The 19,761-nt window shown below is 52.6% G+C and carries 19 protein-coding genes; 7 read left to right on the top strand and 12 right to left on the bottom strand.

What is annotated here, in order from left to right:
• Positions 1–165 precede the first annotated feature (165 nt).
• The 4 genes from JRF57_10845 to JRF57_10830 all read left to right on the top strand — a co-directional run bounded on the left by JRF57_10845 (position 166) and on the right by JRF57_10830 (position 4,456).
• A complete protein-coding gene (locus JRF57_10845) occupies positions 166–1,476 on the top strand; it encodes a TRAP transporter large permease (GenBank protein MBW2304196.1) in 1,311 nt (436 codons plus the stop codon).
• A gap of 64 nt (positions 1,477–1,540) precedes the next feature.
• Positions 1,541–2,653: a 3-methylitaconate isomerase gene (locus JRF57_10840; GenBank protein MBW2304195.1), complete on the top strand. Its 1,113-nt coding sequence runs from the start codon at positions 1,541–1,543 to the stop codon at positions 2,651–2,653.
• 46 nt (positions 2,654–2,699) lie between these two features.
• Positions 2,700–3,965 carry a 3-isopropylmalate dehydratase large subunit gene (leuC, locus tag JRF57_10835; GenBank protein ID MBW2304194.1) on the top strand — a complete coding sequence of 422 codons (1,266 nt, stop codon included), beginning with the start codon at positions 2,700–2,702 and terminating at the stop codon, positions 3,963–3,965.
• Positions 3,959–4,456 (top strand): 3-isopropylmalate dehydratase small subunit, encoded by a 498-nt coding sequence (locus JRF57_10830; protein ID MBW2304193.1) that lies wholly within the window; start codon positions 3,959–3,961, stop codon positions 4,454–4,456. Before leuC ends, JRF57_10830 begins: the two co-directional genes overlap by 7 nt.
• A 306-nt stretch (positions 4,457–4,762) precedes the next feature.
• Here JRF57_10830 and JRF57_10825 read toward each other — a convergent pair whose 3' ends face one another.
• Entirely contained in the window at positions 4,763–5,755 is a 993-nt protein-coding gene (locus tag JRF57_10825; protein ID MBW2304192.1) for a helix-turn-helix domain-containing protein, read from the bottom strand.
• A 282-nt stretch (positions 5,756–6,037) separates the two neighbouring features.
• Between JRF57_10825 and JRF57_10820 the strand changes: the two genes are divergently transcribed.
• Positions 6,038–6,493 carry a DUF3795 domain-containing protein gene (locus tag JRF57_10820; GenBank protein ID MBW2304191.1) on the top strand — a complete coding sequence of 152 codons (456 nt, stop codon included), beginning with the start codon at positions 6,038–6,040 and terminating at the stop codon, positions 6,491–6,493.
• Positions 6,494–6,680: 187 nt separating this feature from the next.
• Here JRF57_10820 and JRF57_10815 read toward each other — a convergent pair whose 3' ends face one another.
• From JRF57_10815 to JRF57_10775, 9 genes are all read right to left on the bottom strand, one after another.
• On the bottom strand, positions 6,681–6,869 hold the full coding sequence (locus JRF57_10815) for an AbrB/MazE/SpoVT family DNA-binding domain-containing protein (protein ID MBW2304190.1): 189 nt from the start codon (positions 6,867–6,869) through the stop codon (positions 6,681–6,683).
• A gap of 112 nt (positions 6,870–6,981) precedes the next feature.
• Positions 6,982–8,139 carry a (Fe-S)-binding protein gene (locus tag JRF57_10810; protein ID MBW2304189.1) on the bottom strand — a complete coding sequence of 386 codons (1,158 nt, stop codon included), beginning with the start codon at positions 8,137–8,139 and terminating at the stop codon, positions 6,982–6,984.
• Between the two features lies 1 nt (position 8,140).
• On the bottom strand, positions 8,141–9,523 hold the full coding sequence (locus JRF57_10805) for an FAD-binding oxidoreductase (GenBank protein ID MBW2304188.1): 1,383 nt from the start codon (positions 9,521–9,523) through the stop codon (positions 8,141–8,143).
• A 1-nt stretch (position 9,524) separates the two neighbouring features.
• Positions 9,525–10,574, bottom strand: a complete 1,050-nt coding sequence (locus tag JRF57_10800) for a (Fe-S)-binding protein (GenBank protein MBW2304187.1) — start codon at positions 10,572–10,574, stop codon at positions 9,525–9,527.
• A gap of 33 nt (positions 10,575–10,607) precedes the next feature.
• Complete coding sequence (locus JRF57_10795; protein MBW2304186.1) at positions 10,608–12,557, bottom strand: molybdopterin-dependent oxidoreductase; 1,950 nt, start codon at positions 12,555–12,557, stop codon at positions 10,608–10,610.
• A 29-nt stretch (positions 12,558–12,586) separates the two neighbouring features.
• A complete protein-coding gene (locus JRF57_10790; GenBank protein MBW2304185.1) occupies positions 12,587–12,979 on the bottom strand; it encodes an OsmC family protein in 393 nt (130 codons plus the stop codon).
• A 122-nt stretch (positions 12,980–13,101) separates the two neighbouring features.
• Positions 13,102–13,803 carry a single-stranded DNA-binding protein gene (locus JRF57_10785; GenBank protein MBW2304184.1) on the bottom strand — a complete coding sequence of 234 codons (702 nt, stop codon included), beginning with the start codon at positions 13,801–13,803 and terminating at the stop codon, positions 13,102–13,104.
• Positions 13,804–14,004: 201 nt separating this feature from the next.
• Entirely contained in the window at positions 14,005–14,193 is a 189-nt protein-coding gene (locus JRF57_10780) for a ferredoxin (GenBank protein MBW2304183.1), read from the bottom strand.
• A gap of 505 nt (positions 14,194–14,698) precedes the next feature.
• The gene (locus JRF57_10775) at positions 14,699–15,061 is read right to left on the bottom strand and encodes a hypothetical protein (protein ID MBW2304182.1); all 363 of its coding nucleotides are present in this window, start codon (positions 15,059–15,061) and stop codon (positions 14,699–14,701) included.
• Between the two features lie 440 nt (positions 15,062–15,501).
• On the opposite strand from JRF57_10775, the gene JRF57_10770 reads away from it, so the two are divergent.
• A complete protein-coding gene (locus JRF57_10770; GenBank protein ID MBW2304181.1) occupies positions 15,502–16,080 on the top strand; it encodes an HDIG domain-containing protein in 579 nt (192 codons plus the stop codon).
• Between the two features lie 189 nt (positions 16,081–16,269).
• Here JRF57_10770 and JRF57_10765 read toward each other — a convergent pair whose 3' ends face one another.
• Together JRF57_10765 and JRF57_10760 are read right to left on the bottom strand one after the other, a co-directional pair.
• Positions 16,270–16,506 carry an SHOCT domain-containing protein gene (locus JRF57_10765; protein ID MBW2304180.1) on the bottom strand — a complete coding sequence of 79 codons (237 nt, stop codon included), beginning with the start codon at positions 16,504–16,506 and terminating at the stop codon, positions 16,270–16,272.
• A gap of 769 nt (positions 16,507–17,275) precedes the next feature.
• Positions 17,276–17,785 (bottom strand): RDD family protein, encoded by a 510-nt coding sequence (locus JRF57_10760; GenBank protein MBW2304179.1) that lies wholly within the window; start codon positions 17,783–17,785, stop codon positions 17,276–17,278.
• Between the two features lie 685 nt (positions 17,786–18,470).
• Between JRF57_10760 and JRF57_10755 the strand changes: the two genes are divergently transcribed.
• Complete coding sequence (locus JRF57_10755; protein MBW2304178.1) at positions 18,471–19,169, top strand: GntR family transcriptional regulator; 699 nt, start codon at positions 18,471–18,473, stop codon at positions 19,167–19,169.
• Positions 19,170–19,761: the final 592 nt, after the last annotated feature.

Genomic DNA, 19,761 nt, shown 5'->3' with positions numbered 1-19,761 from the left:
CAAGCAAAAATGGGAGAAATTCTGGAAACAGAAATTGGGCATCGAGGGAAACTTCAGCATCCATTTCGTTCAAGCTGATAGCCGACCATGCCACAACTTTTGAACGTTACCAACTTTTTAAAGGGACGAATTCTTCGCGATTCGCCCGGGACGATTGATAGCGACATGGATCCTTTGGCAGCCGCCATACTCGGAGTGATTTTGCTTTTTATACTGATCCTTATGGGTCTACATATCGGCCTGGTCCTTTGCCTGGTGGGTGGACTCGGTTTGATCATGCTCACCGGGTTTAAGGGCGGGCTGGTGATCATCGGCTCCACCCCTTTTGCCACGGCTTCATCTTACGACTTAAGTCCTTTGCCTCTGTTTTTGCTCATGGGGGCCTTTGCCGTAAACGGCGGCTTGGGCACGGTTGCTTTTGAAGCTCTCAGCAAGTGGGTCGGCCGCCTGAATGGAGGGCTGGCTATCGCAGCCACTTTTGGATCCGCTTTCTTTGGTTTGGCCTGCGGTTCTTCCCTGGCTGCAGCCGGCGTTTTCACCAAAGCGGCCCTGCCCGAGATGCTGGCCCGAAAATATGACCGACGGCTGGCCATTGGCAGCATCGCTGCTGCCGGCACTTTTTCCACGATGATTCCCCCCAGCGGCCTGCTGATCATTTATGCCATCTTCACCGAGGAGTCCATCGGACGACTTTTCATGGCGGGCATCATTCCGGGGGCTATTACGGCAATCGTTTACGCCTCTTTCATCTATCTGCGGGTACGGATTAACCCTAGCCTGGCTCCCAAGGTCAATGTTCATAGCAACTGGACTGACCGGCTGCAGGCCCTGGGCGCCATGTGGCCAATACTGGCCTTGGCCGCTTTGGTTCTCGGAGGCATCTTCGCCGGTTGGTTCACGGCTACCGAGGCCGGAGGGATAGGTGCGGCGGGAGCTTTGGCAATCGCCCTGGCCCTTAAGGGATGGCGCAGGGCCGGTGTCGGGCGGGCCCTGATTGACTGTATGCGCACCAACGGGATGATTTTTCTGATCATCATCGGAGCCATCTTGTTCGGGCGGTTCTTAAGTGTCACCCAGGTTCCCGTGAAGTTGTCCTTGTTTTTTGGAAGCATAGAGCAGCCACCGATCGTTATCCTGGGCGGTATCTTGCTTATGTATTTTGTGCTGGGCATGTTCCTGGATGCAGTGGCCATTCTGGCCATCACCTTACCCGTAGTGTTCCCCCTGGTCGTGAAACTGGGTTTTGATCCCATCTGGTTTGCCATCGTGATGATAAAAGTGACCGAAATCGGTCTGGTAACCCCTCCAGTGGGAATGAACGTTTATGTTTGTATCAGTGCGGCCGAAGGTCGGGTGTCCCTGCCAGAGGCTTTCCGGGGAATTGCCCCGTTCATTTTGTGCGATCTGCTGGTACTGATTCTGATCATAACCTTTCCCCGAATCATCCTGTGGCTTCCCGGGTTGATGTACCAATAAAAGACAGACTTGTGAAACAAAATTCGGCTTCTTGCCGGACTTTGCTTGAAAGAGAGTTGGTAGAATGAAACGCTTGAGATGTGTAATCATGCGGGGTGGCACCAGCAAAGGTGTCTTTTTCCATGAAAATGAGCTCCCTCAGGATACGGAAGCAAGAATTCAGGTCCTTTTGCGGGTCATGGGCAGCCCGGATAAAAGACAAATCGACGGGCTGGGTGGTGCCGACATTCTGACCAGCAAAGTGGTCATCATCGCTCCTCCCAGCCGGGACGACGCCCACCTGGATTATCTTTTCGGACAGGTGGCGATAACCGAGGCATCAATTGACTTCAGCTCGTTGTGCGGAAATCTATCTGCTGCTGTGGGTCCTTTCGGGATAGACGAAGGATTGGTGAGAGCAACAGGAGAGCTTACCAAGGTGAGAATCTATTGCCCGGCAGTAAATCGGTACCTTCAGGCCGAAGTCCCCACGCGAGACGGTAAAGCGCGCTACGACGGTTCCTATTCTATAGCCGGGGTTCCGGGAACCGCCGCCCGCATCACCTTGGATTTTTCCGATACAGCCGGATTGCTGACTGGCAACCTTTTGCCAACCGGCAATGTCCGTGATCAACTGGACCTCCCTGATTACGGCCGTGTCGAAATAACCGTGGTGGATGCCGGCACCGTGGTGGTCTTTGTCAAGGCGAGGGAACTTGGATTAACTGGTAATGAAGTCCCTCAGAAACTGGAATCAGATAAGCGGCTTATCAAAAACCTGGAAAAACTAAGGCTCCAGGTGGCGGAATGGGTGGGGTTGACAGGCAAAAGCTTATTTATGCCGATGGTATCCCTGGTTAGCACTCCCATGGATTATCCTAACTTTTTCAACGGCGAAATCATCAAGGGTACTGACGTTCATCTGGCAGCCAAGGTTTATGCGGCCGGCATGCTGCATAAGGCCTATCCGGTTACAGGGGCCGTGGCCACCGGGGCCGCGGCCCTGGTGGAAGGAAGCACGGTCAATGAATGTTTGAACCCTTACAAAGAATTGAATGAAGAATTGATACTGGGCCATTTTTCCGGGACGCTGCCGGTTAAAGTTGCCGGCAAGCAGGAACGGGACGGTTTCAAGCTGACCCAGGCCAGCATCTATCGCACGGCCCGCCGCATCATGGAAGGACTGGTGTACCTTTAAACATCAATAAAAAATACACAGAGATTCAAAACAAAGGACAGGGATAATGACTTTGGCTGAAAAAATTCTGGCTGCCCATGCGGACCAGGCAAAGGTTCGCCCCGGCGAGTTCATCCGTGCGCAGGTTGATCTGGTGATGGCCGAAGATCTGACGGCAGGAATCGCCATTGACCAGTTTAAAAACATGGGGGGCAAACGGGTGTTTGATCCATCAAAGGTGGTAATGGTGGCGGATCATTTTGTCCCGACCAAAGATGTGGCCGCTGCTGAGGCCATCAAAAAAATCAGAACCTTCGCCCGGGAACAAGGTATCCACTATTATGAAATCGGTCCTGAGAGCGGTATCGAACATGTGATTTTGCCTGAAAACGGCCTGGTCTTACCTGGGGACCTGGTGGTGGGGGCCGATTCCCATACCTGTACCTACGGGGCGCTGGGAGCTTTTGCTACCGGGATCGGTTCGACCGATGCAGCTGCCGTAATGGCTACCGGCGAGATATGGCTGAAAGTCCCCCCGACCATTTCATTTGTTTATAAAGGAAAACTGCCGTTCTGGGTCGGCGGCAAGGACTTGATTCTTTTTACCATCGGAAAGATCGGCGTCGACGGTGCGCTCTATGCCGTTATGGAATTTAGGGGCCCGGTGGTGAAAACCCTTAGTATGGATGACCGCTTCACCATGGCCAACATGGCGGTGGAAGCCGGAGCCAAGACCGGGCTTTTTGCGGTAGATGAGCAAACGGTTGAATATGCCGAAGCCAGGGCCCAAAGACCTTTTGAGGTATACCCGGCTGATTATGAACAAGATTACAAAAGCCATTATGAATTCGATGTTTCTGATCTCGAACCCCAGGTGGCCTTGCCACATTCCCCGGCCAACGTGGTACCCATCAGCCAGGTCGACAACATCGCCATCGACCAGGTGGTAATCGGTAGCTGCACCAACGGCCGTCTGGGGGATTTACGTTTGGCCGCCAAGGTTTTGCAAGGTCGAACTGTGATGCAAGGCGTGCGTTGTATCATCATTCCCGGCTCGCAGAAAGTATTTTTGGAGGCTCTGCAAGAAGGGCTTATCGAAATTTTCCTGCGAGCCGGCGCAGCGGTGAACACACCTACCTGTGGACCTTGTGTAGGGGGACATTGCGGCATTTTAGCCGCCGGTGAGCGGTGCGTTTCGACCACCAACCGCAATTTCATCGGCCGCATGGGAAGCCCCCACGCAGAGATTTTCTTGACTAACCCGGCCGTCGCTGCCGCCAGTGCGGTGGCAGGGCGCCTCGTCCATCCCGGAGAGGTAACCTCAACATGCTAATCAAAGGAACCGTTCACAAATTCGGGGCCAACATTGACACGGATGCAATCATCCCGGCCAAGTACGCCAACATTTCGGATCCGGCTGAACTTGGCAAACATTGTCTGGAAAATGCCGATGCAGGTTTCGCAACCAGGGTCACCAACGGTGACATACTGATGGCTACCACCAACTTTGGCTGCGGGTCGTCACGGGAAATCGCCGCGTGGTCCATCAAGGGAACCGGAATCTCTTGCGTGGTGGCCATTAGTTTTGCGCGTATCTTTTTTCGTAATGCCATCAACATCGGCTTACCGCTGCTGGAGTGCCCGGCCGCCGTGGAAGCCACCGCCAGTGGAGATGTCCTGGAAATCGATTTGGCTAAGGGCAGCATCCGAAATCTAAACCGTAATCTCACGTTTCAAGCCGCTGCCTACCCTGATTTTATCATGGAATTAATTTCCACCGGCGGACTGGTGCCCTATGTTCGCTCCAGACTCACAACAGAATGATCGCCTGCAAAGGGATTTTTTCAGATCAAAAAAACACGGCTCCTCACGAGAATCGTGCCCGATAAAAAGCCCTTAGTATTGAATATATGGAATGTGAGTGGAATGGTGACGTTCGTGACATTTGGATATTTAAAGCGTGAACCGAGTCTTGGTGAGGGTATGGGGGGGCGGATCTTTCGAATTAACAAATAAAGGGAAAAATGAGAGGGGATCGAGGATTTCGAAGGAAATTTGATGAACAGGCAAATAAACTGGGATATTTCGTCACGAAAGATCCGACCCCTCCTCTTCACAAATGTCAATATGTCACGGTCGTCCCCTATCCTGCCTGCCCCTAAATCTCTGCTGATATTCTTTTGGCCGCAAGCCTGTCAGCCTGACGAATACTTTCCTGAAAAAGGGAATATCCTCGTATCCGACAAGATACGTTATTTCATTAAAAGTATGGCTGCCTTCCTCCAATAGTCTTTTTGCGGTTTCCACCCGTAATTGCTGCAGATAACCCAAAGGAGTGACACCAGCGGCCCTTTTGAACCGACGTTCCAATGAACGGCGGCTCATTCGGAATTCCTTGGCCAGCAGGTCGTAATCAATTGATTGGTTGTAGTGTTTTTCTATCCACTCCTGGGCTTTTGATACAAGGGGATCGCCATGGTCCTTGAAAAAAAGAAAACAATGGTAGGGGGCCTGGGTTTCCCGGCCCAAATCCAGGATCATGGTCTTGGCAGACTCTATGGCGGTTCGCCGGCCGTAAAACTTTTCCACCAGGTAAAGGGATAAATCCATACCGGCAGTCACTCCTGCCGAACAATAGAGGCGCCCATGGTCGATGAACATTCGGTCTGGTTTTAAATTAACCTGGGGATACTTCCGGCGGAACATCTCTGTAAACCCCCAGTGAAGGGTTGCTGTTTTTCCATTCAGCAAACCGGTTTCAGCCAGTAAAAACACCCCGGTACAGATGCTGGCTACATGGGCACCCTGCTTGTATTGCCGGCGTATCCATGGAACCACATCAGGACTTTTTTGAAGAATCTGGTCTATATAGGTGGCAGACGCAATAATAACCAAATCTGTCTTATGAATTGCTTCAATGCTGCAATGGGGCTGAATTTGGACTTTATTCAGGCATTGAATGGGTTTTCCGTCTGAAGAGGCGATGGTGACGTCAAAAAGCGGGGTTTGGGGGGATTTGCTCACGCGGTTCCAGAGCCTCCCTGCCTGGTTTAGGATATCCATGGGGCCGAAAATGGTGGTTGCCATGGAGTTGTAAAGGCCCAGAATAGTAACCTTTTTCATTAATTCATCCTTTTAGATCATTTCTTCTGATCCCACCTAAAACAGGAAAATGCCGATATTGCCCCCTAAAATGTCAATTATGCCACTTTTGTGTCCTGAATGAAACCGCTATTATCGAATTTATCTATTTGGGGCCCATCCATAAATAAATTTCGGGCACCGGCGTGTTTCCTATTTACAGCTCCCTATGGGTGCTAAATCCCCCCTGCTTCTTAGCAGGTCCCGAGGCTTAGAAAAACGGCCATTTATGGATGGAAACTGTCCAAAGAAAGGAGACAGGGTATGAGTTATGAAAAAATTAAGGAGGCATTGGCCCCCTGCGGACTAAGCTGTGAAAAATGCTTTGCCCATGTGGATGGAGATATCCGCAGGTACAGTCTGAAACTCAAAGAAAAACTTGGGAATTTTCATGTCTATGCCAAACGATTTGAAACCCTGCTGGATGAACCGGTTTTTAAGAAATACCCGGATTTCAGAGAGATGTTGGATTACTTTGCATCTGAAAATTGCAGGGGATGCCGGAACGAGCAGTGCAAGCTGTTTAAGAAGTGTGGTGTTCGCAAATGTCACCAGGAAAAACAGGTTGATTACTGCTACGAGTGTAACGAATTTCCTTGCAATAGAACTAATTTTGATGAACCTCTGTATAAGAATTGGGTGCTCATCAACGAAAAAATAAGGGAAACAGGCATAGAAAAATTCTATGAAAAGACAAGAACCCGGCCAAGGTATGTATAGAAAAGGGAGAGGACAGGCGAATTATTCCCCGCGTGCGCAGGGGAAACGCATACAGGGTTACCGTTCGTGGGTTTAAGGGGTCAACGCTTGTGGGTTCAGACGAGCAGAGTTCAAGCTCCGGACATTCGAGGATTCATGATTGATGATTGGGAAGCAATAAAAGCATTGGGTGACGACAGGTTATCGGTCAATACGGACAAGAAGTTTGGAAAAATATTTTTTGTGAAATTCCGTAGACCTGATCCACAGGGCTGAGGAGTTGTGTCCTTTCTCCATTTTCTTCTGGCATAAAATAAACTTCGATGTTGGAAAGAAACCCGTATTTTTCTCGGATATTTTTTGGGATGGCAACCTGTCCGCGTTTTTCAATTTTCATATTTTTTACCTATAGTTACATATCAGCTATTACATATTAACGCCTTCAGGCTGAGCTGCCGACTGCACCTCCGATACGGGAAAGCCGGATATCAGAAAAACAGGCGCCGCTGTCATCCCTTTAATGCCGTCAAGGCGATCTCTGCGATGTCCAGAACCCGGATCCGGTCTTCCAGGTTCTCTCCCTTGATTCCGTCCTCAAGCATCTTCGCGCACTGGCAGCAGGCCACGGCCAGAACCTGGGCACCGGCCGCGACCGCCTGCCTTATCCGGATCCTGTTGGGACTTTCCTCTCCCCCTCCGAGAATATCTGTGAAAAAATTGCCTCCACCCCCCCCACAGCAAAAAGCGTTCTCCCGGGACTGTCTCATTTCTATACGCTCAAGGCCGGGAATGGAATCGAGGATCTCCCTCGGGGCCTCATACTCTCCGCTGTGACGTCCGAGATAGCAGGGGTCATGAAAGACCACCCTCTCCCTGAAACCTGAAAAGGAGAGGCTCCCCTGTGAGACCAGCATGGAGAGAAGCTGGGTATAGTGGAGCACCTCGAAATCCCCTCCCATCCCTGGGTACTCCCTGCGAAAGGCGTTATAGGCATGGGGATCCAGGGTTACGATCTTCCTTACGCCCAATTCCCGGAACATCCTGATATTGCTCTCCGCCAGGAACCTAAACAGGCCCGTTTCCCCAAGGGCTCTCACCTCGTTGCCGTCGCACAGTTCCCGGTCTCCCAGGATACCGAAGGAGACCCCCGCTCTCGAAAGCAAGCGGGCCAAGGCCTTTGCGATCTTCTTTCCCCGCTCGTCATAGGAGCCCACGCATCCGATATAGAGGAGGTAGTCCTGGTCTGAGTAAGGCTCCACCGGCATTCCCTCAGCCCAGGCCCCCCGTTCCCCCTCCGGTGCCTTGAATGGATTGCCGTGGACATTGATGCTCTTAAGAAAATCGCGGACCGGAGGAGGAATCCGGCCGTCATTGACCATCTCCTCCCTCGCCGAGATGAAGATTTCCACCAGATCGTCGCGGAAGCTGAAGGCGCAGTGCTCCACGCAGCTCCCGCAGGTGGCGCACGAGTAAAGGATCTCCTGGTACCTTGCGCTGTTTGGAATATCTCCATTGAGCCAGGCCCGGATCAGCCACATCCTCCCTCCCGGTGCAAAGGTGTCGAACCGAAATTTCCTGTAGGAGGGGCAGTTGAACTCCGAGTAGTCGCTCGTGAACTTACACCAGCCGCAACGGAAACACCTGTGCAGGATCTCTTCGTGTCTCATCCTAAGGCACCTCCCAGTTCCCGGGGTTCATGATGCCGCTCGGGTCCAGATTCCGCTTTATCATCTGCATGAGACGCCGGGTTACCGGATCCATGGCCTGAAGGAGCCGTCTCTGTTCATCCACGGTGGGTTTCCAGAAAACGCCGCCGGCCGAAAGGGCGAATTCGCTGGCCTCGCGAAGCGCAGCCCGGACTCGATCCATCATATCCTCGTCCGCACGGTTGAAGGTGAAGGAGAAGGCGAACATCATGGCATGTCCCCGCCCGATGATCCTTGCCGTCGCATGGTATTTCAAATCGTATTTTTCGGCCAGTTCATCCAGTTTGCGGGAGCACTGGGGGTATTTTTCCACCAGGATAATCGGTCCGGAGTACTCGAAACCTCCCCCTTTGGTGACATCCGCAAAGGTGCTCGCACTCCGTTGCGGCATGTCCAGCAGACTTTGTTTCATGCCCGGCCCCACCGTCATGAAGCCGCCGTCTTTGTTCTTGATAAACCGATCCAGGGCATGAAAAACCGACTTTTTCTTGAATTCCAACTCCTCGTCCGTGTCTCCCGTGAAGTACACGACGACGTGGTGATTGTCCTTGAAAATCAACGGGAGGGGCTGGGCGAAGATGTTGATGTCCTCAGTCATCTCGGTATGGGTGATCTCGTAAATGATATCCGGGATAAAGTCCGGACTGTCGGTGATGAATATCTCAACTTCCCGCATCTTTTTCCGTGGATAAAGCTTGAGACCCACCTTGGTGATGACCCCCGTGGTCCCCAGCCAACCAAGAAAAAGCCCCGAAAGGTCAGGAAGGGGCGCACCTTTGGAAAACCAATCGGGAGAAAGGGAACAGGACCCGATCCTCGCGACATCTCCCGTAGGGAGCACCACTTCCAGGCCCGTGACCATGTCGGAATTGAAACCGTACTGCTGGGTGAGGCGTCCCTGTCCGTGAATCATGACGTTGGCCGCTATCGTCGTTGCGGCCGGGGAATCCGGGATACTGAACCGTAATCTCGGGTGATGGGCATCCAGGTAAGCCTTCAATGCACCCGTTGGCGTTCCCCCCTCCACGATGGTATAACGGGCCCTGTCATTGACTTCCAGAATTCGGTTCATACGCTTCATGTCCAGGACGATTCCGCCCTTCCGTGGAATACATAGTCCTGTAAGGGTCATCCCGGCGCCCATGGGGACCACTGGAACCCCTTCCCGGAAGGCCAACTTTACGATTTCCCGAACCTCTTCGACCGTCCCGGGCAAGGCAACGAAGTCAGGACTGTGGGGGGGCATGAGACCGGGATCCCGGCCGTAAAAAAAGAGTTCCTCCGCCCGGTCCGAAACGAACCGTTCACCAACGATGTCACACAGTCTTCGCTTGATGTCTTCCATTTCACGGCACCTCAAATCCCGGATTCTCGCCGATGGCCATCCGGCACAACTCTACCATGTGAATAGGCCTCACACCCTTCCTGGCCAGCCGATCACTCAAGGCGTTCTGGCATCCGTGACAATTGAAAACACAGTACTCCGCCCCGCTCTTCACTATGTCTTCAATGTTACGGGCCTGTACGTCTGCCGCCAGATCGTACCCGTACATGGCCCTGAAGATGCTCCCGCAACAGAGGGCGTTCTCATCCTGGTAGGTCCTCGTCACCAATTCCGCTCCGATCAGGTCCAGAATTTTCGGTACCCATCGATGGGTCCGGGGACAAAGCCGGTTTGAACAGGGCCTCTGGTAGGCCACACGAATATGAAGGGGCCGAATATCCCCTCGAAGCCCTTCCAATCTTTGGTATAAATACTCGAAATAATGAATCGGCTTGAAGGGCACCTCCATCCCGAAGGCCGGAGCAAGGGACGAGAAGGCCGCGTAGCATTCGTCATGCATGAATACGACCTCTTTCACCCCCAGTTCCTGGATGTTCCGGATCACCCGCGGCAGGCGTTCCTTTATTACGGCCGTGTTGGCGAAGTGGATATAGACGACGTTGCAGAAATATTCCTGCCCGAAAAAATAGCCGGGCATCACGTCCTCGAAGAGTTTCCCCTTGACGATATCCTTGAACTGGGGCATGAAGCCGAATGAAAGGGCCCTCTCCTTGATCTCCCCCACTTCGTACTTTCCCCGGGGCTCTCCGATGTTGATCCACTGCCGGGTGATGGCCCGTGGGGCCGTGAGAATCCCCTTTTCCTCCCGGCGCTGGGTGATCAGGTAAAAAGGATGGTTGCCTCGTTTGCAATACTCCTCGCAAGCGTAACAGGTGACGCACTCCTGGAGCACCCGGGAGTCCTCCCCCCTGAAAATCTTCAACATCTCCCGTTTCGCTTGCTCGCGGTCCGCCTCCAGGTACTGGCACTTCACCAGGCAGGCCCCGGAGGGACAGGATGCGCAGATCGCTTCATCGAACTGCAGAGTGAACATAGAGCCGGCTTCGGACATCGGATACCCCCTTCAAATTACAGAATCGCCCCCTCAATGGTTAGCACTGACTATGGTTACAAGGGTCGAATTGTAGGTCGGCCCTCCCCCGATCTCCTGGGGACTGCCGCTGGTAAGCCCGTTCTGCGGCCTGCCGTCCAATCCCTCTAACTGTCTCGGGGACCATAAGACACCGGGAAGGACCTTCTCCGAGACGACCGCCCGCATCGTCACCTCGCTCCTTTCGTTAGAAAGGGCCACCCGGTCCCCTTGGAGGACCCCCAGCCTTTCCGCATCCAAGGGATGGATGTAAACCTCGGGAGGGATATCGCCGTAAACTTCCTGGAACTGGGTATGGGTGTAAAGCGGGAGGGCACCTGCCACGTATTGGAATCGCCCGGCAGGGATATCCAAAGTACGTTGCCTGGGAAGGGGATCCCACCCCAGCTTCCCGGCCTGAGTGGAGTAAAACTCGATTTTCCCAGAGGGCGTCGGATAGACTTCAACGGGCCGTCTTCTGAGGGCCACGGTTTGACCCTCGAGCAAAGCATGCCAGTCCCGTCCTTCCAGGGCGCCTGTGAGCGCGGTCTCGACCGCCTTCCAGGGATCCTCGAAGAGCCAATCATCCCTGAGTCCCAGGCGGGAAGCCAGTTCCCGCATGAGCCATACCTCGCTGCGGCTGTCCGTGACCGGCTCCACGACCTTCGGGGCCAGACGAGCATAGGGATGTCCGTAGGGAATCACCACGTCATCTTTTTCCATGAAGGTGGGCGCCGGAAGGACAAGGTCTGCGAGTTGTGCGGTTCGGGTCCAGTGGGTCTCGTGTACGGCAAGAAAAACCTCTTCCCTGGAGATTCCTTTCCGGAAGGCTGTCTGATTGGGAAGCGTCAGGGCGGGATTCATAAGGCTCACGAAGATACACCTAAAGAGTCCCTCCTTTACCCGATCCGCCAGGTCAACCTGGGACACGACTCTATGTCTCCCTGCGGCCTGCCGGGCCCCTTTCAGCCCCGCCTTGTCCACCTGGAAGGCCTCCCCATTGCTATAAAAGAAGGCCCTATGGAAGCCCAACAGGGCAGGAACCAGGGAAACCGCCCGCACCTGGTCGGCACCCTTGACACATTTCTGAAGACCGATACCTATCAGGGTAGCCGGGGCCTCGGCCTTGCCGTAAGCATCGGCCAGGGCGGCCACATCTTTCCATGGCACCCCTGTACAATTCTCGGTCCTTTCCGGGGGCCACCTCAGGACCTCCTCTTCCAATGCCTCGAAACCCCGGGTCCACTCTTCAATGAATGCACGATCCACCCGCCCTTCCCGGACCAGATGATGCATGATTCCGTACGCCAAAGCGACATCGCTTCCCGGTCTCGGCCGGAGCCAGAGGTCCGCACCTTCCACAGTCCTGGTCTTGAAGGGATCGACCACGGCGATTGAGGCCCCTTTCCTTCTCCTGGCCTTCCGGGCCAGGGCCCAGATATGGGGAGCGCTCACTGCCGCGTTGAATCCCCAAAACACGATGAAATCTCGATCAGGGAGGTCTTCCGGCATAAGGCCGTAGCTGTGGCCGTAATGAAGCACAATACCCCGATGCCCCGATTCGCTGCACAGGGAATAATCGGTCTGGGTGGCCCCCAGCGCGTTCCAGAGCCTCTGGGGAAAAAGTTCGGTGAGAAGGCCCATGTTCCCTGCATAAGCCAGGTAAAGGAGCGTTTCCGGGCCATGTTCCCGAAGGGCCTTTGAAAGCCTCTGGGCCAGGGTATCCAGGGCTTCTTCCCACCCGATGGCATGGAATCGGCCTTTGCGGCGGATGAACGGGGCCTCCACCCGGTTCCTGTAAAGCCTTACCTGATCCTTCGCGGCCCTCGGGCAGGTAAGGCCTCGGGTGATTGGATGCTGCGGGTCACCCCTTACGGACAACACCTCGCCGTTGTCACCGACACGTGCGATCAGGCCGCAGGTATCGTAACAGTCCCTGGGACAGACGGTTCGTATCTCTCTCAAAGGCCTCTCCCGTACCTTTCGGTGACACTTTATGAAGTCTTGATCTCAAACTGCGGCGGATTCAGGATGTGTTTTTTCACCGCGCAAAGGTCCATGGACTTGATAATGGCCCCCCGGTACTTTTCCGGAAACCCGTGGGGAAGTTTCAGGTCGATGGTCATCTTGCGATAGAGTCTTATATCCTCATCGTACTCGCATGCCATGGTCAATGTCATGTCCCGTGTATCGATGCCCCGTCTCTGGCAAAATCTCAGGGCATAGATCCCCGCACAAGTGGCAATGGAGGCAAGGAACAGGTAAAAAGGCTCCGGGGCCGTCCCCCCGCCTCCTTCCTCGACCGCTTGATCCGTGGGGATTAGCCTGCCGTCAACTTCGGCATCCACTCGTAACCCCCCTGGAAAGCATACTCTGATCTCCTTCATCCCTCGCCCTTTCTTTGGTCTTTTCTCAGGCTCGACTGTACCATCGAACTCAAAAAGGCAGGCAGCTTTTTGGTCAAAAGCGATGATCCATGTAAATTCAGGCCATGGGGTCCCCTGTGGAGTTATACCTGAATACCCAATGCCGCCAGTTCGTTCTCGACCAGGTTCGCCCAACCCCGATTGGCCCTGGGATTGGCGGGACTGGGATGGCTGATCCTTCCCACTTCCACCTCCAGGCCCGAAAGCGCAGCCCTGGCCCGTTCTTCCGCGAAGTTGCCGATTCCCAGGACCCAACGCGGGGAAAGCAACCGGATGGTCCTCTTCAGGGCCCGGTCACAGGCCTCCAACAATGGCTTCCTTTCCCGGACCGGAAGTCTGTCGGGGGTGCGGTTCCTGCCGCTTTCTTCCAGGAAGAGGAGCGGGCAATAATTGGCAACGAAAAAACGGGAAAAGAACCGTTCGGGGGTACCAAAATTCTCCCTGGCCCATCCCCAAAATCTCCGCCCGCTGACTTCACTCTTCCTGCAGGCAAACCCTTGAACGGGTCGCTTCGGGTGCACCTTGAGGGGGCGGCCCACGGGCCCATCGATCCCGAGCCAATCCCTCACAGCATGGACCTCACCGAAGGGGATCCCTGTCTGGGCCATTCCCCAAGGGCCTGGATTCATCCCCAGGAAGACGGCCTCCTTTCCCCTCGAGGCGTAGCGTTCTAAATACAGCTCATAGGGCCTGCGCGCGTACTGGAGAGGATTGTAGATGTGGGTGACGGGGGGGGCGAACCGCAATGTGCGGAGTTCTTCTGTCAGGTCGTCAAGGATCTTCATCAACTTTTCCCTGCGGTTGCCCATGACTCTCCGCCTTGCCCCCGGGCCGGGTTGTGCCTGGAAAGGTTGCTTGTACCCCCAAACGTTCCCTCGTCAAGTAAGGGTTGGAGCGAAATCCCATTCTTCAAGGATCCAGGAGTCCTCCGGAGACCACCTCCTCCGGCTTCACATACCTGCCCCTGGTCGCCCTGGCCCGGATGCCTATTTTTTTATTGTTATGGCCTCAACAGGGCAGTGCTCCGCCGCCTCCTTACAGGCCTTCTGGTACTTCGGAGGCACATCCTCGGTGACGGTCACTGCCACCTCACCCCCCATTTGAAAAACTTCCGGACACAGTTTGACACACTTTTCACAACCCACGCATATATCCTTGTCAACGAAGACTCTCATCGGCTCGTGCCTGCCGGACAGTTTTTTCAGGAAACCAAGCATCGATGTCTCACTCCTTCCGTTCGTATTCCCGGTCTTAGCAATCATCAAGTCCGGTGATCGCAAGGCCAAGACATTAAATTAACAATTCATAAAACCCTTTCAATCCTCTACCTACCCCGGACGGGCTCACCGCCCCTGATCCGGATCACAGGTGATTCCCGCAGGAAGATGGATGGTCCTCAGAGACCTGGGTAAGATTAGGGAGGTTTCCCGGATGTGAAGATCCCCCTTATCCTGGTTTGCGGGTGTAATGATGGCAGGCGTTTTAGGGGAAAAAGACCTTGGGATCCGAGAAAACTCGGCCCCCAATGGAATTGAATAGGCCGGTCGGGATGGCGTTATGGTCCGTATCGCGGTCCTTCAAGGTAAAAGCGGTGGAAGGGTTTCATGTCCCTTCCGACCCGGGATAGCGATGCGAAGGGAAGGTCGGCCTCCTCCCCGGCCCCTTTCCCTTCCCCGGTCCCTACTGGTTACCGCTCTCCGTGGACTTTTTTTTATCCTTCTTTTGCCTTTTCTTTTGTTGCCGTTTGCTGATTTTTTCCTCTTGAGGCTGCGCCTTCTGCTTTTTGCCCTTTTCTTTCTTGGGCGCCGCGGCCTGTTCGGCCCTTAGCCGCGCCATCTCCTCGTTCTTTTTTTCAATGGCTGAAATAGCTTTCAACCGCGCATTGGTCTTTCGGATCTCGGCCCTTAACATTCTGACCTTGACATCCTTGGCGATCCTGGCGGAATCAAGTCCTCTATCCGTCAAAGCGGCCAATCTCCGCTCCAACTGCTCTTCCAATCTCTTTTTCTGGTCCAGCCTGGCCTCTTTGGTCTTGGATGCCATGGCACCCTCCTTTCGTTCCATGACGATGCCGTCCCTACCCTGTCATTGATACTTCGGGTCGGACAGTATTTTTAACGGCGTTCACCATAGTACGAAAATGTCAGCTTGTAAAGTCCTGTATGTCCCTGAAACAAAAGCCGATCCGACACCAAAGTGTGCCATGAACAAGGCCTCCTCCCCCCATGGGCCTTCGGCAGGAGAAACGCACCTCCAGAGACTGCCTCCAATGTAAACACCTCAACCCGGGCCCAGACCGGCCCCTTCCCTCTACCGTACAATCGCAAAGCGCGGAGTTTGCCAAAAATCTTCATCTGTGTGGGGAGTGCCCGAAAACCGGCAAACTCCACGCACGGCTTAGATCAACCTTGTCAAAATTGTCCTTTGATTTTCAGAGGGACTCCGATATGATGGCCGGTATTCTGGAAATAGGAGGTTCTGCCATGGAATCTAGGGTTCCCACACGTGAAGAGGCTTTAGAACTATTCAAAAAATACAACAAAAGTGATGGACTTTTAAAACATGCCCTCGCTGTTGAGGGGGTCATGCGTTACATCGCCCGCAAAAAAGGAGAGGATGAGGAGAAGTGGGGCGTAATCGGGCTCATTCACGACCTCGATTATGAGCAATATCCGGAAGAACACTGCAAGAAAACAGAAGAGATCTTAAAGGAGAATCATTGGCCAGAGGAATACATCCGGGCGGTGGTGAGCCACGGATGGGGCCTTTGCAGCGATGTGGAACCCCACACGGAACTGGAAAAAACCCTTTATGCCATTGATGAACTGACCGGCCTTGTCTCGGCAGCCGCCCTGATTCGACCTTCCAAAAGCGTATTGGACCTCACCACTAAATCCGTAAAGAAAAAATGGAAAGACAAACGGTTCGCCGCCGGGGTAAACCGCTCTGTGATCGAAAACGGAGCCAAGATGTTGGGTGTTGAAATATCGGAGTTGATAAACGATACGATCATGGGCATGAGGGAAGTGGCAGAAGAGATCGGATTGAAAGGGAATCCTTGAACCCAGATATTACGCGTGAGCGCTTGCCCGCCTCGGGCGCGGCCTGCCTCAAAATAGGCAATGTTTACCCACCGCTGTCTGGCGGGACCGAAGCCATGGGAGAAGGAGGAGCGAACCCAGGCGAAGGGAAAATGTCAGCCTCTGCTTGAAGCGTCAAATTCTATTTTGGACAAAGGGAATCCGTCATTTTTATCCGAGAAGATCTTTTTTCTTTTCTTCGAACTCACTCTTTTCAATCTCCCCCCGGGCATATCTCTCCTTGAGGATAGCAAGGGCACTGGAAGAATCACTGCGAGTCGCGACTGATTCGCCCCTGGTGCTCTGAATCAGCCACTTAATCAAGAAAACGAGTCCCACGATAACAAGAATCCATAATATAATCATGAAAATACCCCCAAACCATCCCATGCCCCATCCACCCATCATTCCGGGTCCCATCTGCCAGTCTCCGTACCCTCTCCATTGGGCAAAGGCATTGCCGTCGAACAACATCAAGAACAGGAAAAGGATCGATGAAAGACGTATGATTTTCATTGAAAGCTCCCTTCATTTTTTGGGTGCCCTTGGAATCCATAATCCGGGCGGCACCCCGGGTTTCAGATTGGCCGCCTTTATCCCTATGATGCAGCCAAACTTGATTACTTAAATAGGATATAACACTTCCCATGCCAACTCAAAAAAATTCAAGTCAACACCCTGAAAAGACAGTCAATTTAACTGGATTGACCTACCAGGTCCAATACTAAACCTGGTTACTTCAGATACAATTGGTGGGTATTCTTCGGGCGATGCGGGTAAAAAATACCCGGATAGCGTCCATCCAAAAGTACCGTCGGATGATAACGCTAGCTTTGGGAGGTGGGGAGTTGAATGTCAAAGGGTTCAATCGAAATCATATTTCCTGGATTCTTATTCACTCGATACCTGCTTCTCCTTGAACCAGTATGCCGCAGGCATGTGCCGGAATAGTGAATGAGAAGGTCTACCCCCAAGGCGGGAAAGGATGCGAGACCTTTGAAAAATGCTCAATTTTGGTCAAGTTCAAGGAAGGCGAAAATTTCAACCGCAGGAATACATTTAGTATTTTGAGGATTGGAATTTGAGCCTGACGCCGCAATTGGGCAAAAGGGGGCGTTTTTCAAAGGTCTCGATGCAAAGCGCAGGGGTAAGGGAGAACGATTGGAAGAGGAACAGATCAGTCTTCAACCACCATGGTGCCAGCCATCTTGTCCCCCAGTCTGATGCCCTGTTTATCGGAAAAAATCTTTACGAGTTCGATGATCACGAGAACAAACCAGCCAATAGCGATCAGTATGTCAAGAATCCATCCGATAACCGGGATGAGGAGAAGAAACATCATAATCGGGCCGAGAGCGAACATCCAATTTCTCTTGGCAGAGGTACCGTAATCGATCCTGGCAGGCGGACCTTCGGTTTTCACCACGGATAATTTCATCAATTTCTTGCCGACGCTCTTGTATTCAAGGGCCTCGATGGGCAGGGCATCTCGGAAAAGCATGTAAAGTGCGCCGATAATTCCCCCTACAAACGGGATAAATCCAACGATGGCGGCGGCAACACCGTCTATGACCAAGGCTATGATGCGTTTAACCGGATCAGCCTTTGCCAGCGTTTCATTCGAAGAGGGTACTTCAGGGGGTTTGGGGGGTACTGTTTCCGGCCGGGCATTTCCTGTTTCTTCCATGGGCTTTCATCCCTCTCAAAGGTAATCCTGGCTTTACCAGTGCCCATCCAGAAACAAACTTAGGGCACTAGCCAAGTTTCCAATCCAGAAATGAGAATTTTTGTGCAAGAGCTAAAAAATCAAGGGATTACGCGAAGGCGCACACTTGGTACGCCGCCAGAAAGAATCCCCGCAGATTTACCCGCCTTTGGCGGGTTGTCGCAGCTTGTCCGCCGTTTTCTGGCGGGCTTGTCACGCCTTAGTCATGATGAAGGCAGAAAGATTGCGCAAAAAAGCCATTTACGGATGGAAACTCGCTAACAGTCCTTCAAACACGTTCGGGCAAAGAAGTGAAGATATCTTTTGATCCTAAATGAAGTATAGGGAACCCCAATCCTCGTGTCAAGCTGTGAAAACCCTTTCCTTCGGCCTTCGTGAATATTGGCGGGAACTTTAAGTTGACATATTTACAGTTTAGCCATATATGGGATGTTTGTGCTAAGATTTGCTTCTCTTGATTCCCTTAGAAACCTAATATCATCACTCGCAAACCCGAACGGCAATCAGTGGTTTTTTATGACACTGCCCGGGGACTTACTTTTCAAGAGGGCTCCCGGGTTTGAGCCCGGGCTGAGAGATTAAGGACAAGAGCCATCCAGCCATGGACGGGCACAAACTCACTATTTCTCATGGAAGACGAGGAAAGATGACCAAAAAAAAGAAATCCGGCTCCCCAGTCCGCACTGACCATACAGACAGCGCCTATATGGGCATTCGTCGGATGCTGTTTCACAACGAGATCGCCCCCGGACAGAAGGTATCGTGTCGCGATTTGGCAAAACGCCTGGGCATGAGTCCTACTCCCGTGATTCAAGCACTGAAACGCTTAGAATCACAGGGATTGATACGGCACAAGCCCAACCGCGGCTATTACACCGAACCGATGAACGTCCAGGAGGTCCGTGAAATATACGAAACCAGGGAAATCATTGAACTATCACTTCTACCCGAGACTATAAAAACACTGGATGAAAAGGGTATACAAAAGCTGCACGATGCACTTCAGGCCCTTCTGAAAGCTCCAAAGGAGATATACCTAAACGAGAGACTGCTCAAAGACATGGAATTTCACCTCACCCTTGCCTCTCTTTCCGGGAGAAAAGTACAAGTGCAAGTTCTCAAGTTTCTTTTTGATCTCTTATACCTCAAGTACAGAGGGGCGCTCCTATTTATCCATTCGGAACGGGTTGTAGGCTCCGAACACAAGAATATTTTCGAATCTGTTGCATCTCGCGATCTTGTAAAGGCACAAAGGGCGGTAAAACAGCATTTTAAAAATATCAAAAAGCCTGTCCTTGCAGCTTTGGAAAAAATTCTGGCTGAAAAGGAGATATCCAGTTTCTGAAAACGTGGGGTCCAGTGTCAGCCAGACATTCAAGATGGGTCCTGCACGATCTGCAGCAAACAACCTGCCACCCACCCTCCACCCTGTCCCGGGGGACAATTTTCGTTGTAATTCGTGCCCATCCATAAAGCAGGCAATTTTGTTCAAGGTCAAGCCTCTGGCCCGGAGGGCCTACGCCCCGGAGGGGAAGGCGAAGATTTTAACCGCCCCGCTTGGGGGCCAAGCCGCAGAGGCACCATACATTGAAGTATTTCGAGGATTAAAATCTGAGCCTGACGCAGAAATTGGGGAAAAGGGCCATTTATGGATGGGCACTAATTCGCAATATGCCCCAGCCTTTCACCGGCATAGTGTTTTCAGCAGGCATTATTTCCACTGATACCGGCCGGGTAAAACACCATCTCAAACCTCAAACATTACAATACAACCAATTATTGATAATTTTTAAACAATTTAACTAAACCCCAAGACAGGTCAGAAAAAGCTTGACAAATATAATATCACAAAATAAATTTATTATTTAATTACATTTGCAATCACATCAACCGAGATTACATGTAAGAGAGCGACATATTTGGCCAACGATTCCAAT

It is taken from the genome of Deltaproteobacteria bacterium, from assembly GCA_019310525.1.
Taxonomy (GTDB): Bacteria; Desulfobacterota; DSM-4660; order Desulfatiglandales; family HGW-15; genus JAFDEE01.
This window is presented reverse-complemented; position numbering and strand designations above follow the sequence as displayed.

Coding starts and splice junctions, on each gene's coding strand:
- JRF57_10820 (MBW2304191.1), top strand. CDS start 6,038: ATGAGTTATGAAAAAATTAAGGAGGCATTGGCCCCCTGCGGACTAAGC.
- leuC (MBW2304194.1), top strand. CDS start 2,700: ATGACTTTGGCTGAAAAAATTCTGGCTGCCCATGCGGACCAGGCAAAG.
- JRF57_10760 (MBW2304179.1), bottom strand. CDS start 17,785: ATGGAAGAAACAGGAAATGCCCGGCCGGAAACAGTACCCCCCAAACCC.
- JRF57_10830 (MBW2304193.1), top strand. CDS start 3,959: ATGCTAATCAAAGGAACCGTTCACAAATTCGGGGCCAACATTGACACG.
- JRF57_10790 (MBW2304185.1), bottom strand. CDS start 12,979: ATGAAGGAGATCAGAGTATGCTTTCCAGGGGGGTTACGAGTGGATGCC.
- JRF57_10785 (MBW2304184.1), bottom strand. CDS start 13,803: ATGAAGATCCTTGACGACCTGACAGAAGAACTCCGCACATTGCGGTTC.
- JRF57_10775 (MBW2304182.1), bottom strand. CDS start 15,061: ATGGCATCCAAGACCAAAGAGGCCAGGCTGGACCAGAAAAAGAGATTG.
- JRF57_10805 (MBW2304188.1), bottom strand. CDS start 9,523: ATGGAAGACATCAAGCGAAGACTGTGTGACATCGTTGGTGAACGGTTC.
- JRF57_10815 (MBW2304190.1), bottom strand. CDS start 6,869: ATGAAAATTGAAAAACGCGGACAGGTTGCCATCCCAAAAAATATCCGA.
- JRF57_10845 (MBW2304196.1), top strand. CDS start 166: ATGGATCCTTTGGCAGCCGCCATACTCGGAGTGATTTTGCTTTTTATA.
- JRF57_10780 (MBW2304183.1), bottom strand. CDS start 14,193: ATGAGAGTCTTCGTTGACAAGGATATATGCGTGGGTTGTGAAAAGTGT.
- JRF57_10765 (MBW2304180.1), bottom strand. CDS start 16,506: ATGATGGGTGGATGGGGCATGGGATGGTTTGGGGGTATTTTCATGATT.
- JRF57_10800 (MBW2304187.1), bottom strand. CDS start 10,574: ATGTCCGAAGCCGGCTCTATGTTCACTCTGCAGTTCGATGAAGCGATC.
- JRF57_10770 (MBW2304181.1), top strand. CDS start 15,502: ATGGAATCTAGGGTTCCCACACGTGAAGAGGCTTTAGAACTATTCAAA.
- JRF57_10825 (MBW2304192.1), bottom strand. CDS start 5,755: ATGAAAAAGGTTACTATTCTGGGCCTTTACAACTCCATGGCAACCACC.
- JRF57_10810 (MBW2304189.1), bottom strand. CDS start 8,139: ATGAGACACGAAGAGATCCTGCACAGGTGTTTCCGTTGCGGCTGGTGT.
- JRF57_10755 (MBW2304178.1), top strand. CDS start 18,471: ATGACCAAAAAAAAGAAATCCGGCTCCCCAGTCCGCACTGACCATACA.
- JRF57_10840 (MBW2304195.1), top strand. CDS start 1,541: ATGAAACGCTTGAGATGTGTAATCATGCGGGGTGGCACCAGCAAAGGT.